17 protein-coding genes are annotated in these 16527 nt (G+C 42.3%); 3 read left to right on the forward strand and 14 right to left on the reverse strand.

The features are described 5' to 3' along the window. The first annotated feature begins 6 nt into the window (after window positions 1-6). Window positions 7-402 (forward strand): DUF1294 domain-containing protein, encoded by a 396-nt coding sequence (locus J5O05_RS19085; protein WP_208845197.1) that lies wholly within the window; start codon window positions 7-9, stop codon window positions 400-402. Window positions 403-465: 63 nt separating this feature from the next. On the opposite strand, the gene J5O05_RS19090 is transcribed toward J5O05_RS19085, so the two are convergent. The 11 genes from J5O05_RS19090 to J5O05_RS19140 form a co-directional block, all read right to left on the reverse strand. Next, window positions 466-2619 carry a cation:dicarboxylate symporter family transporter gene (locus J5O05_RS19090; RefSeq protein ID WP_244370170.1) on the reverse strand — a complete coding sequence of 718 codons (2154 nt, stop codon included), beginning with the start codon at window positions 2617-2619 and terminating at the stop codon, window positions 466-468. 399 nt (window positions 2620-3018) lie between these two features. Continuing rightward, on the reverse strand, window positions 3019-3453 hold the full coding sequence (locus J5O05_RS19095; RefSeq protein WP_244370171.1) for a hypothetical protein: 435 nt from the start codon (window positions 3451-3453) through the stop codon (window positions 3019-3021). 454 nt (window positions 3454-3907) lie between these two features. Then, window positions 3908-4891, reverse strand: coding sequence for a Gfo/Idh/MocA family protein (locus tag J5O05_RS19100; RefSeq protein ID WP_341874738.1), 984 nt, complete (start codon window positions 4889-4891; stop codon window positions 3908-3910). A gap of 340 nt (window positions 4892-5231) precedes the next feature. Then, on the reverse strand, window positions 5232-6281 hold the full coding sequence (locus tag J5O05_RS19105) for a linear amide C-N hydrolase (protein WP_208845198.1): 1050 nt from the start codon (window positions 6279-6281) through the stop codon (window positions 5232-5234). Window positions 6282-6444: 163 nt separating this feature from the next. Next, window positions 6445-7251, reverse strand: coding sequence for a DUF4785 family immunoglobulin-like domain-containing protein (locus J5O05_RS19110; protein ID WP_208845199.1), 807 nt, complete (start codon window positions 7249-7251; stop codon window positions 6445-6447). Beyond that, complete coding sequence (locus J5O05_RS19115) at window positions 7220-7543, reverse strand: DUF4785 domain-containing protein (RefSeq protein ID WP_208845200.1); 324 nt, start codon at window positions 7541-7543, stop codon at window positions 7220-7222. The genes J5O05_RS19110 and J5O05_RS19115 overlap by 32 nt, the downstream gene beginning before the upstream one ends. A 9-nt stretch (window positions 7544-7552) precedes the next feature. Beyond that, window positions 7553-8410, reverse strand: coding sequence for a hypothetical protein (locus tag J5O05_RS19120; RefSeq protein ID WP_208845201.1), 858 nt, complete (start codon window positions 8408-8410; stop codon window positions 7553-7555). 319 nt (window positions 8411-8729) lie between these two features. Continuing rightward, the gene (locus J5O05_RS19125; RefSeq protein ID WP_208845202.1) at window positions 8730-9170 is read right to left on the reverse strand and encodes a hypothetical protein; all 441 of its coding nucleotides are present in this window, start codon (window positions 9168-9170) and stop codon (window positions 8730-8732) included. Between the two features lie 16 nt (window positions 9171-9186). Continuing rightward, the gene (locus J5O05_RS19130; protein ID WP_208845203.1) at window positions 9187-9324 is read right to left on the reverse strand and encodes a hypothetical protein; all 138 of its coding nucleotides are present in this window, start codon (window positions 9322-9324) and stop codon (window positions 9187-9189) included. Between the two features lie 215 nt (window positions 9325-9539). Beyond that, entirely contained in the window at window positions 9540-9857 is a 318-nt protein-coding gene (locus tag J5O05_RS19135) for a hypothetical protein (protein WP_208845204.1), read from the reverse strand. A 133-nt stretch (window positions 9858-9990) separates the two neighbouring features. Continuing rightward, the gene (locus J5O05_RS19140; protein WP_208845205.1) at window positions 9991-10479 is read right to left on the reverse strand and encodes an aldolase/citrate lyase/malate synthase family protein; all 489 of its coding nucleotides are present in this window, start codon (window positions 10477-10479) and stop codon (window positions 9991-9993) included. A gap of 127 nt (window positions 10480-10606) precedes the next feature. Between J5O05_RS19140 and J5O05_RS19145 the strand changes: the two genes are divergently transcribed. Together J5O05_RS19145 and J5O05_RS19150 are read left to right on the forward strand one after the other, a co-directional pair. Next, complete coding sequence (locus J5O05_RS19145; RefSeq protein WP_208845206.1) at window positions 10607-12118, forward strand: DUF3612 domain-containing protein; 1512 nt, start codon at window positions 10607-10609, stop codon at window positions 12116-12118. 98 nt (window positions 12119-12216) lie between these two features. Then, complete coding sequence (locus J5O05_RS19150) at window positions 12217-12684, forward strand: hypothetical protein (RefSeq protein WP_208845207.1); 468 nt, start codon at window positions 12217-12219, stop codon at window positions 12682-12684. Window positions 12685-12854: 170 nt separating this feature from the next. Here J5O05_RS19150 and J5O05_RS22775 read toward each other — a convergent pair whose 3' ends face one another. The 3 genes from J5O05_RS22775 to J5O05_RS19160 all read right to left on the reverse strand — a co-directional run bounded on the left by J5O05_RS22775 (window position 12855) and on the right by J5O05_RS19160 (window position 16275). Further along, entirely contained in the window at window positions 12855-13673 is an 819-nt protein-coding gene (locus J5O05_RS22775; protein WP_341874739.1) for a cyanophycinase, read from the reverse strand. After that, complete coding sequence (locus J5O05_RS22780) at window positions 13565-14227, reverse strand: PPC domain-containing protein (protein WP_341874740.1); 663 nt, start codon at window positions 14225-14227, stop codon at window positions 13565-13567. Before J5O05_RS22780 ends, J5O05_RS22775 begins: the two co-directional genes overlap by 109 nt. 359 nt (window positions 14228-14586) lie before the next feature. Beyond that, window positions 14587-16275 (reverse strand): cyanophycinase, encoded by a 1689-nt coding sequence (locus J5O05_RS19160; RefSeq protein ID WP_208845208.1) that lies wholly within the window; start codon window positions 16273-16275, stop codon window positions 14587-14589. Window positions 16276-16527: the final 252 nt, after the last annotated feature.

The following is a 16527-nucleotide window of genomic DNA, read 5'->3' on the forward strand; positions in this document are numbered from 1 at the left end:
TTTATTTTGAGCGCCGTAATCTACCCAAAGACATTGAAATTCATCAAAGGGTTGCAGCTAATTACGACAATTTGGATTGTGTTGTTTTTTACGCTTAAGAGTGTATCTGTTTGGCAACCCTATTTAGTCTATTTAATGCTGATAAACTTTGTTGTTATTACCTTGTTTTGGCTCGATAAACGCCGTGCAGTCAGCAAGCCTCAAGCCCGTATTTCAGAGCGAATGCTCGTGGCTGTCAGTTCATTTGGGCTTTTTATTGGTACTTTGGTCGCAAGAAAGCTGTTTAAACACAAGTCGATTTCTTTGAAGTTTAATATGAAGCTTCTTGCTGCTCAGTTAGCTGTAACGCTGTTCACGGTCGGTCTGGTCTATTTCAGACTTGTTGAGTTGCCATCGCTTTAGGACATCTTGAGTGCGATGCATTATCGGACTCAAGATGATTTCCTGTCCCAATTTTGATGTGGACTACTCACGCCACTCATCAATTAATGACCAACGTTTTACTCTGGTTTGGCTATTTTGACCAAGGATCCAGTAATTGTAAGTGTTTGAAACCGTGCCATTGGCTTTTTGAATTTCCAGCCACCCATTGATGTAACTCAGCAAATCTTGATTGTATCGTGCTACAGCAAGTCCAATAGGATAATGACGTTCAGCACCTTTAGGCACAATGACGCCAAACTCTGGATAGAACATACTCCAAGCAAATCCGGCTTCAGCACTGACTACGAGGGCATCATACTTTTCAGGATGATCAAAGTACGCTTTGATGTTGGGGATGCTCACAGGCTTGACTTGCGGGTAGCTGTTTTTAATTTTACTGAGTAAGGCTCCATATTCTACATGTGCGAGTTTTAACTCTTTGTGATTTAGTACATCATCGCGCTTTGCAAATCGCTTTAATTCATGATCTTTCGCAACGAGGGCGAGTTGTAAGGTCATAACTTGATTTGAGAAACGTACTCTTGCTAGATCTTTGACGTTTATCTCCAACCCAGACATTGCTACGTCGAAATACCCTTTGTTCAAGTATTCTGTCAAATCCGGTTTTTTGAATGGAATAAACTCAACCTTTACACCTAAATCTGCGGCAAGTTTATGTGCCAAGGCAATATCAAATCCAACCAACTCGCCTTTTTGATTAAAGTATGAAAAGGGAACGTTATCAGTGAGATACCCAATACGTAGAAGTCCTCGCTTTTGGATAACATCCACATTGGTCAGCGCCATATCGCCAAATTGATAAGATTTTGGTACATGATTCAATACAGCTGCGGGGACAGTATCGGCAACCACCATGTTGGCAATAACTTCATCTGCAGCCTGTGTATTTTTTGCCAACCACTGATTTGCTGTAAAACTGGCAAACATACATGCAGGTAAAAGAGCAGCCAATAGACTGAGATAATAAAAAGAGCGAATGCGTTTTAAGTGTAATTGTTTACGCACATAAAAAATGGTCATAAAGACGAATGCGAAGATGTATACCACCGTAGTTGGTGAAACGACTTTTGCGCTCAAGACAGACATAGAAAGATAAAGTTGGTAGCTGTCAGCTGGGATTTTAAGCACATCGAGCAAATAGGGAATGGCTATATGGACGTTAGCAAAATAGCTCAGCATTGCACTTAAGGTAATGTTGGGAATTTGTTCAACTCCGACAGGGTTGCCAGTTAACCACGCGGCAAATGTAACAAACAACAACGTTGTGAGTTTTCCTAGACTCGGAAAGGTGTAAGCAATCGGAACTAATACTTCTGCGATATGATCCGATGTTTCGTCACTTTGCTTGATTTTACGCAAATGACTTTTAATGCCTTCAGTTATGACCGGCAACACGATAAACACATTACCTGTACTAAACGCGGTGATCCAAGCGTTGCGTAAAACAAAGATAAAATCGCGATACTTTACTGGGGTAATGGCTGCAACTAACATGGGCAGCAGCACTAACATTAAATAGATCCCAAGGCAGATAACCATCACCCAGTAAACTTGTAAATTGGCGAGTTCAGCCTGACTGATGGTCCCAGCCGTACTCGCAGTCATTGCAAAGATACCAATAGGGAAAAGAGCGATGATCTTCTTTGAAATGACGCTAAGCCCTTGACCTACCACATCTAGCACATCAAGTAGAACATGTTTACTTTGATTTGGAATAAGCGCCATACCGAGCGCTATACAGAAAATGACAAGGGCAGGTACATTTCCTTCAGCCATCGACGCAAAAGGGTTGGCGGGAATGTACTGAGAAATAAAGTCGATTTGAGTTGCTGGTGCAACCAAGGCGGGCGAGAAAAATGTACCAGCATCATGTTTTGGTAACGTGAGTGTAAAGGCCCATATGGCAGCAAGCCCGACAGCCCAAAGAAGTAACATCACTAAGGTCGCCTTGCCAAGAACTTGTTTCACTTGTGCTTGGCTAAATTTACCAAGGCCGACAATAAGACTGACCACAATGTAAGGGAAAATGGTAATTTGCATTAATTTCACAAAGCCAGTGCCGAGAGGCTGTAAAGCCGCCATTCGCTCACCGAAAAGTAAACCGGCCGCGATACCAAGGATCAAAGACCAGAGCATCCAATTAATGTTTTTAAAAAACGCAAGAAACGAAGACATAGGAACAAACTGAGAAAAAGAGCGGGATTATACTCAGTTTAGCTGAAAACAAGATGAATCATGTACTCGCAATCAGATAGATACGTGATATGACCTTAAATTTCACTATTAATATTGTTGTTGTACATACTAGTTGTGTTTATGCGTGGTCGAGATAGCGGTAAAAGTCTGTAAATGATTATCGTGGTGTAACTCTGAGAATAGTAAAAATAAAACAGTAATTAATGAGACGATATTGAAAGGCTGTATGTGAATGGAATTACGGTTTGATTTTGAACAAGCGGATGTTTCAGGGTTCTAGGTGTACGCGGTAGCATCTACACATTTAATAGTTTTTGTACTTAGGTAAGTCAGTAACAACGGTACTGACTTACCCAAAACTAATAGCAATGTAATGAATTACAGGCCGATTTTGTGATCTACAGTGACTTCACATGGTGCAGAGTTTGTAGAGAACGCTGATTGAATGAACAAGCGATCACCTTGTTTAAGGTTTAGCAGGATGTCACGTGTGTTGTTGTAACGACGTTTAGCTGTTTGATCATCAAAGTTAGTCGAAGCGTCTTTATTTACATCATAGTAAATATGACAACCGCCTGTAGCGCCTTCGTTTGTTGTCCAGTTAAAGTTTACAGAGTAGTTAGAGATATTGTAGCTAAACTTTGCAACTTGGTTTTGAGAGAAACTATCTATGATGTCAACGTAAGTCCAACGAGCCTGAGGTAAACCCGGACGAGGTTGTTCAGTGATGCTAGTGCCCAAAGATGATTGTGCTAGTGATCCAAACGAAGCCGCAGTCATTGAAAGAGCTAGTAATAGCATTGATTTTTTCATTTTAAAATTTCCTTATTGAATTTAGTTTGTTAAAGGCGACACCCAATAACAGGTACAATTGTTTATTTTTATCTTCTAAATGTAAACATTAAATTTACCTTTAATTAAAATTTAATTTTGAGGCAAGCGTGTATTTACGATTGTTTGATGTGGATAGCAGTACTTGCTTAAACGTATTAAGTTATTGAAAAAAATATAAATAATTAAATCGGCTGGCTTCGTTTGATGTAATTGTTTAAACGACAGGATTGCTGGAGTAAGTTAGGGGAAAGATCGATTAGAGCGTAACATGGCTAAGTTGCTTTAAAATTTTCAGTCTAGTGATAACTGTTTCTGTGTAGAAATTTAGAATGGCATTGTTGCTGAGTGTTTATGCTGCTGTGACCAATTCTCATAGCGAGGAAATACGAATTGGCCACAACACCGAATTAATACGCGCCGATATCGCTCATGACTAGGCAATCTTATTCAATATTTTATCCATAACCCATGACGTATGCAGAGCGGTTAGACCTGTCGATGGGTGTGATTTCTTGTCTAAAAGCGCTGATTGCATATTCTCTACATGAAATTTTTGGATGTGTTTGGGGTAGGGGTGTTGTAGTTCAAATACGTCAGTTGGCGTAATAACCTGCGCATCTTGGTCTCTAAAAATGGAAAATCGAATTTCACCTTCGCTACCATACACTATGACTTCGTCGACGCGAGTGTAGCTGCCAAAATTCCATACCCCAGTTCCAGTTACGCCTGACTTATGTTGCCACGTTGCAGAAACCGAATCGTAAGAGGAATAAAGTCCGAGCTGGTTACAGCCTATCCCTTTTGCATCAGAATAGTCGCCAAACAAGTAAGCGAAGATGTCTAACCCGTGACTGGCCAGGTCGTCAAAATAACCGCCTGTTGCGATATTTTTGTCTGTGCGCCAATTATATTCTTTTGACCGGTCGAGTTCAGAGGCAGGTCGACAATAGTGCCAAGCAACATGCCTAACCTTGCCTATTTTCCCGGTGTCGACAACCTCCTTTATCGCGTTAAATAAGGGAAGAGAACGGCGATAATACGCAACAAAAAGCGGAATTTTCCTTTTTTCAAATGCATCATAGATTTGTTGGCTTTCTTCAAAACTGGGGGACAATGGCTTTTCAATGCAACAGATTTTTCCAACGTTTGCGACGGCAAGCGCATACTCTAGATGAGTATCTGGTGGTGTTGCGATGTAAACAGCATCAATGTTCGGATCGGAAATTAGCGCTTCAGCTGATTTGTGGACATGAGATACGTTGTGGCGTTTTGCGTAGTCAAGTGCGAGTTCGTGGTTCCTACGCATAACGGCATATACTTCGAATCCATCCGTTTGCTGATAGGCCGGTACACTTTTTACTTCCGTTACACTACCGCAACCAATCACACCCCATCGTAAAACGTTATCCTGCATCATTTAGTCCTTATTGATTTAAAAACTCGAACGTTATTACCGCTCTAGTGTTTGTCGAATACACACTTTGCAAAATGCAGCTTCAATAACTGCAAATTAAAAGACACCGCTGTCATATATAATTCCTTTTTTCCATGATGAGTCGTTCATGATTAGGAAAAATAAGAGAATACAAAGACGTTGCCGTGGTGATTATCAGGAAAAATACGGGTTATGTAAATAATGAGATTAAATATTACTCAAAACATAATGCTTTGGAATAAAAAGAAATTGTAGCTGACGCTAGGTTGTGCCAGCTACAAAAATGGGTGTTGTCTAGTTTCAACTGCAGGTTTGAATGCGTTTATGCTTTATAAGGGTCCCGTGTGGGTTCAAAAGCATCATTAATGTTTCCTTGAAGTGGACTCTCCGTTGCTTTTGATTTGTCGTCTAAGGTTATTAAATCTACTTTTGACGACGAGCTTGAAAACGCAAAACAACTCAGGTCCGTCCATACAATGTTGGGGGTACGAATATTTTGGAAGAAATACTTCAAGGTCTTATGGGTTGCGATTGTTGTCCACAAGGTGTTCGAAATATTAGGGCTTTTGGTGTCCGTAAAATTATAGCCAATAGGGACGGACGCATTTGCCGCTACGGTGCGGGCTTGGGCAATTGACTCAGACTCTGTTTCAGGACTATCGACATGGCTAATGTAAAAATTTGCCCGTTCAAAGCGGTCAGCGGAATAGGCTCCACCGGGAATGGTGTGGCTTGGATGTGGGTTTTCGGTGCTCCATTGCCACTGCCAGTAATCATCGAGCTTGAGCTGAGCGCCGTAATTCGGGTCATTTGTGACTATCTTAAATTTAGGGTTTTCATGAATGTCGAATCGACCTTTGTAGACTTCAATAATTGCAGAGTTTCCCGTTGCATCGGATACACATAGATGAATTGAAGCGGATTTATCTTCACTATTTGGTACTTTATCGCCAATGAGTTGTATGTCGCCGGTACTAAATGCTTTTACTACGTCTTTAACAAAAACGAAATTGTCCAGCACGTACTGAACCCAGCGCAGTACACTCAGTTGGTTGGTTGCGCAACCGGAATTTGGACCTTCATAAGATGCGTTTGTATCGTACAGCGCGTTGGCAACAAGGCCCATTTCGTTCATGCCATCAGACGACGCCCAACCATTGCAATCGTCGCCTACCATCGCAACTACACTTCTGTAGCTTGACTGCCATTTTAGTGCTTTTGCGCGTTCTTCCGGTTTGGTTGAAGAAATACCTATTTTCTTTAAGCCTTTTTCAAAAACAAATAAGCTGGTTGGTAAAACAAACATCCAATCCATGTTTCTTGCTGTAGTTAGATATTGAAAATTAATATTGTTAAATACTCGTGTACACATAATCGACCTCGATAGTGATGAATTTCCTTTTAGGGACGGTTTTAGAATGCCGTCTGTACCGAATTAAATACTAGGGAGATTCGATTAAAGTGGTTATTACATAGAATTACAGATGAGTTTTCTGGTGTAAAAGAGGTCACAAAGTGACCTCAGCGAAGTTTACCTATTGAGTTACTAATTCGTTTTGAACAAAACGTTGTAAGCGCGTTTGGTCTTTCAACTCAAGAATGTTTACTTGATAAGGACCTGTAGCACCCTTTGGCAACGTGAATCGTATTGGTAGCGTTTCGGATGTTGAAAAATCTTGTGCGGCTTCAGACGTCGCAAGCGCGATTTGTTTGCCATCACGGTAGCCCATCAACGTCGCAACAACACCATATCGACCTTCTTGCGAGACGTTCAATGAAACGTTTGCTGTCACGTGTTTTGCCGTTTGTTCTGACAAGGAGTATGTATTGACTGAGGCACTTTCACGTTGATGTACGAACGGCAAACGAACACTTCGTTTTACTTCAAGCCCGTTCACCATCGAATGACTGTGTACAACAACGTTGTACATTCCCTCACGTGCACCTACGTGTTCAAGTGGAGCATCAAACGCCAATTTATCGTTTGTAAAGTGGTATGGTATCGATTGGCCATCGGGTGCGCTAACTTGAATCGCTAACTTCGGTTTAATGTTCTTCGCACCTGTAACGTCAGCGTGTAAAACAAGAGCAGCTTCCTCTTGGACCATTACATTGCTTTCAACATGCAGTTGATAGGGAGAATCGCTCTCTTTAACGTGGAGTAGATACAGATCGTCATCACTGATTTTTTGATTCAGTCTGAGCGTTGCATTTTGGCCCGCAAGTTTGTTCGCTTGTACTGCAGCACTTCCAGGGGCAAAACCATAACCACTCATTTCATCGCGATTGTAGGTTGCGGACAAAGAGGCTTTACCTTGTAATGTATGGAGTCTCAATGGCATTTTCTGCGACTGCTGGCGCTCGTTTTTGTCCATTCATATCGTGAGAGTATTGAGGAGACAGTAAAACAACACTTTTGTTACTGGTAAATGAAATGGCGACGCCTGTTTTTAGCTCATCCCCGCGCACAACTTCCCAGTATTCTGTGCTTGAAAGTGTTTGGGTATTAGCCGAAGGAGTTGCTGAAATGACCGTTGGATAAGGAAAATTAACGTAACCGTTGTTCGCAAGTACTCCCGTACTTGTAAGCATAACAAACGCAGGCAAAGCTTGGATCAGTTTCTTGATTTTCATAGTTATTCCTTAAATGCGGTCACGGACAAGGCTGTCTAAATTAAAGCAAGCGCGGCGACTTTGTTGATGGCTTAAGGGTTCACTGCCCTTTGTTTTTTGTTTATCTTTGAACCAAACAGTGCCTGCGGCGGACTGTGATGAACAATTGAGAAAGCCATCAGAACAGCTGTCCAACCAGTTTTGGGTAAATTCGAGCGCGACTTGGTTTTGGTAGCCAGCACAGTAACTATCGCCATCCCAAATCGCGGAATCTACATCCGAACCCACTACAGATTCAAACGTTTTCCCAAGAGATGGACGACCTGCCGTACCGTACAGCCAATTTGCGTTGTAATAGGCCATGTCAGCAACTTGTTGTTGTTTTACGGCGTTGTTACCAAAACCTAAGATCCAACCTAATGTTTGCTCGAATGAGTTTCCTGCAATAACGGCATCCGCAAGTGGCGTGCCACCACTTGAAGGAGCTAGTGCAATAATGTGTGTCGTTTTATTGATGATTGACGGATAACGACCGTCCGAGGTTGGATTTGATAGAATCCATCTGACGACATTGCCCCCATTGGAATGCGTGATGATTTTTAAATTAGTAATAGCGTTTTGGTCTATGAACTGGGTTAATTGCTGTGCTAAACAGCCGGCCGCGCCGTCGTCCCACATGTATTGTTCAAAATCGCAGTTTACCACCGTATAAAGCGCACTATTGGGCAGTCCAGAACGTACTGAGTTAACAAATTCTTTTGTCCAATAGTCATTAAGTGCATCAGTTTGTTTGCCCGTACCGTGAACAAACGCCAGTCCCGTATTGCATAGTGCTGCAGTGCTAAATAGCCCAAGCAGCAATGCCGTACATTGGATCAATCTCTTCATCTTGTGTTCCTATATTGTTGTCATAACTGGTATGAGGTACGAGGTGTGACCTCGAAATAAACTGTACTTTATTTAACCAGTCTGTCAAATAATATTCACAAAATAATAACGTTGTGATGCGGCTTTGGTCACATAGATATGATTGGTACGCTGAAGGGTATTAATGATGTGTGGACTAACTGAAGTTGAGACTTAAATAGTGGTCTTGGGGAGGAATAGTGGTCTTCGCCAGAGGAAATCGGGCTGTTAACTTTGTTAGAACACCGGGAGCATGTCACCTAACTGTGGTCGCTTGACTTGGTAAGCTTTTCTCAACCGTTCAACGAGTCTCAAGGTCTGTACTCAAACTTGCCGCCACGTATAACGGCATGGACAATGAAATGGTTTCAAGTGTTTTGAAATCTTCTTCTTTTAGATGTGCTTCTTCAATAATCCCCTGATAGGGTTTATGCGCAATAGTAAAATCGGCTCTTTTTAACTTGAGCATGGTCCAAACGGCGAGATAGTCTTTTACTACAATCAGATTTCGAGATTCGTGAAACCCCTTTTGCTTCAGTAGATCGGCCTCGGCGCTGTCTCGCACCGCAACGGCGATGTAATCATCAAGATCATTGTTTACCAAATCGACAATCGACCCATCGCTTGTGGTATAAACATAAAATGGGATAGCCCCGAGAGGCCCAATCCAATGAAAATTGCTTTCCCGTTTGCTCGTTCTAAATAACGAATAAATAACCGTGTTTTTGTTCTCATTTGCCATTTTATAAGCGCGAGTCTCAAGGCAATGCTAAGGTGTGATGAAGTATCTTGGCTTCTCTAAATACGGATTCCATAAATTCATAGGAACTACCACCAATCACTTCGCCATTTTTAACTATTTGGTACGGGGGCAAATGCTCCGTCACCGCCGTCACGTCGATTGCGTGTACACAAACGGATAAAATGCAAAAAAGAGAGGGAACCAAGAATCTACGCATGAGCAAGCAAATGGTTTGAAAGGTCATTTCAGTGTAGCAGACGATATTGGAAACGCGGCTCAGTAACCAAGAACTGCTTTAAATAGACTAAGTTTTTTCAAAGGTTTTTGGGTAATTGTAATTTTGAAGTTACGAGTTTGGAGCTCACAATTTTAAAACTTGCCTTTCATATAGTCGCCAACGGCATCAGCAATCATGTGTTCAATTTCTTCTTCCAAGGTATGCTGATCCACTTTAAATGAGGACAAAACAGCCTCAATTTGCTTTTCCGTTAAGCGCTTTTCTTTGTGGAGATACTCCCACTCGGGTAACGATTTATCAAAACGAGGAACCACAAGTAGCGTCGCGAAGGGTGTATTCCAAGGAGATTGGTTTTGTTGTGCGCAAAATGCTTCGATGTGCAACTTACCATCGAGTACCATGCACCCGGGTTCGAGGCGAAGTTGTATGGTTAATTTTGTGGTCGGCATGTATCAATAAATTTGGACTAACACTTGGTACAGTGTAGTGCTTTGACGGTTAAAAATTAACTACTATTTTGGTTTGTCTGGAATAAATCATTCAAAAAAGAGCTAGGCGAGTGCTTACCTAGCTCACGGAGAATTAAAGTACATAGTCCGAACCGTCTTTTGCCGTAAAGCATTTGCAACCAGTGTATGCAGAATTCAGAGTTTGAATCCCATTCACAAAGCTTAGCCAAATACGCTGACGCTCCGAATTTTGCATCGCAGCAAGTGGTGTTTCAATTTGCACGTCGTCAAGGTGGGCAAGGTCTTGTTCGCCAAGTCGACCTTTACGGTTGATGGTTAATTCAATATGCAACCCATCTTGTTTTTTTAGCAGTAAAGTATCGGGTTGTTCTTTGTGTCCACATAGGGCGACAAATTGCGCGCTATTGTCCAGTCCGCAATGCGTTCCGTCTGCAAAGAACGCTAAAAGATGGCGGTAGTAAACTACGTAGTGCGCAACATCTTGGTGAGAGCCAAATTCTAGTGGACAGTGATCGTCCAAATATTGTTTCGCAAGAGTCAGTTGATCATTGGTTGAAAGTAAGTGATGTAAGTCCGATTTTAACTGGGTATGTGTTGTCATTTTGCTCACCTTAGCTACATGAATTTTGTTGTTAAGATGAATGTAGAATATTCAGGCAGAAAATTTCACAAAAAGAATTTCACATTGTAAATTTTACAAAATGGTGAAATTTCACACAGGGTGTGCAATGAAAAAAGAACCCAGTTTGATCCGCAAGTCGCATTTTCTTGGCACAAAAGTTCGCAACTTACGAAAGCGCAACCACTTAACACTGGAAGACCTGTCCGCTCGATGCATTCGCATCGACCCATCTAGTGCACCTTCAGTATCTTACCTATCAATGATTGAGCAGGGTAAACGTACGCCAAGTATGAATATGCTCGAAAATCTATCAACCGTATTTCAAAAGCCCGTCGAATGGTTTTTGGATAACGAGCCTGAACCGACAGAGATCATTCCAACGAAAGGGAATTCGGGTGGGATCAGTGGCATGGCACTTGAGCCTAACTTTTTATTTTCAAAAGACATTTTGCAAATTGCTATTCCTGAGATGCTTTCACAAGCAGGAATAAGCGGTCGCCAATTTGCACACCTTCTTATTCGCGCCCATCAAGAGCATCACCAGAATCATTTCCCCGATTTAGAGCGTGCTGCCGAAGAAATTGGAGGAAAAGATCTTCATTTGCAACCCGAATCGTTGCTCGTGTTGTTGAAGCAACAGGGCTATCAATATCGATGGTTTGGAAACGGCGAGGTAAGGTTGGATGGCATAGTTTTAAAACCAGGTAGTGTTGTAACGTCTTATTTCGTTCCGCCAAACCAAGTCTTTATCAACGAGAAATTAAAAGCATTTCCAGCAAGGCTAAAGTACGACATTGCAGTACATATTGGGCATGCCGTACTTCACCACAGTGATGGTGTTCAGTGCGTATTGACCACAGGTGGTCTTGGCATGGAAACCGACCAAGAAGATCACCATGAACCAAACGCGCAAGATATTCTAAACGCGTGGCGCGACTTCGAATCGAGCTTTTTTGCAGGCGCATTGCTGTGCCCCAAAGTCCCCTATCGGCAGGTATTAGAGCGTCACGGTTATGATATTGGTGTACACGAAAAATTGGGGATTTCGGCGTCGGTTGCGATGCGCCGAATGACCGTGGTATCGCCTTACCCACATTGGCATTATTTTGACGCTTATCAACCAGGAAAACTTAAAGCAGTGTACCGTGGTAATGGTATTCCGCTGCCATGGGGAAACATGCGAGAAGTGCCGGATCCATGCCAGCATTGGGCCGTATTTAGGAAGTTTGCCTCGACGAACCAAGCCGCAACCTCACAACTTTCCATATTGAACGTGAACAACAAACCTCGCCTTTATTGTTGTGAATCGGTGAGTATTACCGATTTGGCCGAACAACCTCATATCTTATGTGCGGGCATTGATTTAAATCCTGCGATTGCAGCACAAGGATTGGATGCTGATAGTGTTGTTGGTGAGTTACAGCAGCTCTGTATTCAACATGGTGGTAGCAGCCAAGTACCTTACGCACTGGCAAAACAATTGGAACGCGTCGCTAAAATTTTAAACATAAACTGGATTGAAAAAGGACTTGAAAGTGATGTGCGAGTGATATGCACGCGTGGAAGTAGTTGTCCAAGGAAACCAACGTGCTATGAAGCAGGTCAATGTGAGGGATGAATTGGGGGGAAGAAACAAACTCAACATGAAACCCTAAAGCGGATTGAACGCGTGCCGATAAAGGTATCACCCTTACCGGTACATTCAAGGAGCTGAATATGAGTATCGACCCGGTCAAACACGTTGTCACTGTAACGAATACGCGCCAAACACAAGCAAATAACCAACCTTCGCTAAAGACTCACGCTAATGAAGTTGATGTCGAAGCTGTTCAATCTGAACGACGAGCATCGACAGTGCACTTAAGGCCTAATTCAGATAAAGAAACTAGCGGAGCACCTCTGTCCGTTTTAGATGACGAAGCCAATAGCTACAAGAAGCAAAATCGTTCTTTCAAACGGGCCTATGAAAAGCTTGAGCAAACGTTGATTGCGGTGCGCGAACAACTCAATCGTCAACACGAAGAATTAACCAAGTTGAAACAGTCTAAATCCAGTAGAGCCTTAACAGTCCATGAAGGTTCAGAAGCACACAAGCCCGAGATTGTAGCCCAGACAAATGGACATTCGATAAAAGTTTATCTGCAAAACGAACCACAAGATGAAATTGAAGCGCTCGAGTCATAAATCGCAGCAAACAAATCATTGGAAGGGGAACTGATGATGGCGATGGCAGATATGGTGTTTGAAGAAAGTACTCGAATCAAGGAAGAAGAAGAGCGTAAAGCGCGGTTAAGTCGGTTAAAATAAAAGGCGAGCACATGGCTCGCGCTTTAACGTTAGGTCACATATCAAACCTAATAGGGATTGGTTGGGCTGTAAAACTGTGCTTTGTTGCCATCAATACTTAATCGACTCGGTAGAACATTTGTCGCACCCGTTGATAGGTTGAATTGGTCGCCAGATTGTAATCGGTAGTTAAGTAAATCTCTTATGATGAGCGGTTTTCCGCAGGCTGTTTGTTGAAACTGGGTTTGCGCATCTTTTGCAAGTACATAAACGTGACCAGTGCCATCGATTACAGAATCCCCATTTTCCACTGCGAACATCGCGGTGTGCTCAGAAACGCCGATAGCGTACTTTTGAGAACTGATGTGTGCAAAGAATGAGGCCATTCTGCCCATTCTGTCGCGTTCGCTAAAATGGGTGTCGGTGATTACACCTTGCAGGATTGGCGTTGCTAAAAAGTTGCTGGAAAGATGAATTGTTTCGTGGCAAAAATCGGTGACGACTTCTTCGCTTATTGCACCCAATAAACCATCGGGGTCATAGATATATTGGCCTTGGATTGCATTTCCTGCCGAAGTCCCACCGATGATCCCATGCTTCTCATAAACATGTGAAAGCGCACTTTGTACTTTTGTGCCTAGCCATTGATTGAGGTAATCGGATTGATCACCACCTGCGATAAAAACGAATTCTGCAGAGCGAATTGCCCAATCAACGTAATCAGAATTTGCTTTACTGATTGTATCAACAATAAGCGTTTCAACTGAATCAGCACCAGTCAAAGGCAATAGATAGTCGTTATAAGCATCTGTACCTGACGTGCGTAGCACGACAACATCACCTCCATTGATGTGTGGTTTGACTCGATTTGAAAAGGACTCATCCACATCCGTCCCCCCCCCATTAGAAGCACGCCAGCGCTGCTACTAAGAGTCGGACACACATCATTATCGGAACCAACGATAAAAGATTTTAATGCCCCCGGTTTAGTTGGCCTTGCTCCATATTCACACAATGCTGGTGGTGTGGTGCGGTCTTCTGGATAATCGATCGTTAAATCATACCAACCTGTGCCACTGTACCTAGTTACCTTGACAAAGTATTCACCGCTTTCGCCCTGATAGTTGCCTATTTCTGGATTGGCACTTGTTGCGCCAGAAAGTACTGCACTACCCGTTGTTCTGAACAGACTCCAATCAAAGTCGTCTGACTGAGCATGAGAAAGTGAAAGCGTAATGTTGCCATTACTCGTCGCGTTAAAGGTATACCAATCAACGTCTTGGCGTGAGTTAATTGAACCTTGAACTAAAACGCCGGAGCACAAGCCTTGGTTGGCTGTAGATTCAATATCATTGTTTTCGATTTCTGCGGTTAAACAGGCATAAGTTGGTACAGACGCAAGCATTGCGCACAGCGATGCCGCGAAAACAGTTGTTTTCATGGAAACTCCCATTGATGTTGTTTAGCTATTTATCGTGTTTTACTTTTTTTGGTATTAACGCAGAGCACAAGATTAATATGTGCTCAGTTAATTTGATGGAATTTGAATAATGTGGCTACTCATCGAACCATTCAGACAGATGGTAATCGTTAGAACAGTAGAAAAGTGGTGAGACATTAACGTTAGAAATAGAAAAGTAACAGGTAAATACCAAAACCTGTTTTTTGTTCGCTTTTCTGATTTCTAAGTTTTTATTCATGTTTTTATTTGTTGTGTTTGCTAGTTAAATCTTTCACAAAATATCAATTTGATCAATATTTATTCGCTGATATTTTTCCTTAAAATATGAATGTGGATTTTTATTCAAAATATTCGCCTTGAAATTCACGTGTTATTTGTTTATCTAAATCGAAAATCATATTCTTTATGGAGTAAAAACCATTAGGAGCAGAAATACATTTGCTATCCGTTTTTTTCAATATGCTAAGCTGCTTTTTCTCTTTTAGTGATAATGGATAGACAAGTTTTGATTCCATACTGCGACAGCTATTTTGAACTACGTTTTTGAACCCATTTTTTGAAAAAATCGCATTAATATCGGCGTTAAACTCACTGTGTGCTTTTGCATCATTCACAGCTTTCGCAAGGGTAACATTCAATTCGCCTTGTTTATTGAGTATCGCTTTATCGTGGGGTTGTAAGTAATGATATCGGAAGCGATTAGGTGTGAGTTGTTCAAGGAGCACAACACCATGTTCGCCCAGAACGTCGAAGGACACAGCATCATTCAGTTTCTTTGTAATCAAGGCTGTTGTTTCATCGACGCCGAAACCGAGTTTTTGCCCGGTTTTATTCAGTAATGTCGCAAGTCGAAACGTGCGGCTACGCTCGCTAAAGTGCGTGTCCAATATACCGTAGGGAAAAGTGCCAAGACCACCAACGCTGTCGAACGTCAATCGGTTTGCTTTATCATCCTTACATTTATTGAACTCAGCGCAGTCAGAGTCCGGTGGCGCTTGTTCAAACGCCCCGAATTCGAGAGCCGATTGGCTTGTGCCATTGGTGATCATCGGAACTTGACCAAAGTGATTCACGCCACCAGATTGTATTGCGGTACCAGCGCTTGTTCCAATAATCACGGGTCTTGATTGAAGCGCTTCTAGCCAAGGGTATGCCTGCCCAGAAGGGTCATACATTACCTGTTTTGTCAGGGATTGATCGCCTCCGTTAAAGATCACGGTGTCCACTGATTTAATCTTTGCAATCAGAGCACTAATGCCTTTCGAGCACAACAGTTGCTCTTGCCGAGTTCGTTCTGGGTAAACACGTTCTCTAGTTTCACTTTGGGTCATTTGTTTGCGCAGTTCTGGCAGCGAATCACATTTACCGCTGCTTACGGCCCTTGCTAGTGCTGGTGTTAACGCAAGCCATTGGCCAGATAAACCATATTCGTCAAACAAGTTGGCATAGAAATCCGAGGCTTCATAGGGGTCCCTTGACGATGCGGTAATTGCAAGATAGTGCTTGGTAGGTGTTGCACGTATCGTGTTTGATACGTAGTCGAGAATTGCTTTACTGCCAGCGATATCGGTTTGCTTTGCTCGCACGATTTCTTGTTGTCGTTGTCCATTCGCGGCTAAAGGAGAGACCTCCAGCGTGTCCAGTAAGACAGCCCATTCTTTGGAAGACAAAGTCTCTTTTAAATTTAGTGTCTCGGTGTCTAAAAGCCTAACGAGATCGGTATAGCGATAGCGCTTGGCTGAGTCAGCGATTTCCAGTGCTTTCAGTACAGAAAGGAGTTCTGGGCTTCGGTTATCCTGTGGCCAACGCTGTGCGAGTCGGTTGAGTGATTGTTGGTTAATTTCAAATAAGGTTGTTGATCGTGCGTCATTTGGAAAAGTAGTTGATTCGAGGCAATAGTCCGGGCTGAAGCTCGAGCAAGTTTTAAGCGCGCCACCAATTAATATGAGTTCTTGCGCTTGAGAGATACTTGAGTAAAACACAACAAAAAAGCAGGGCGTAATATAACGAAGGGAAAATGTATTCATTTAAATGTTCCACAATTAGGTAATTTAAAATAACGCTTGTCAGTATAAAAAATACTGTGCTATAACAAAAATGAATACAATCAGGAGCAAACTAACATGCTTTAGTTTGCATTGTCAAAGTCCATCTGGAATGTAGAAATGTTAAAAAAGGCACACTCCCTAACACATTACTTCTACACACCTCATTACCTGTCAGAATGGTTCAATGAGTAGATACACGGCTTAGCCGTGGTTAGTCTATTTTTATTAGCC

It is taken from the genome of Pseudoalteromonas xiamenensis (assembly GCF_017638925.1).
Lineage (GTDB): Bacteria > Pseudomonadota > Gammaproteobacteria > Enterobacterales > Alteromonadaceae > Pseudoalteromonas > Pseudoalteromonas xiamenensis.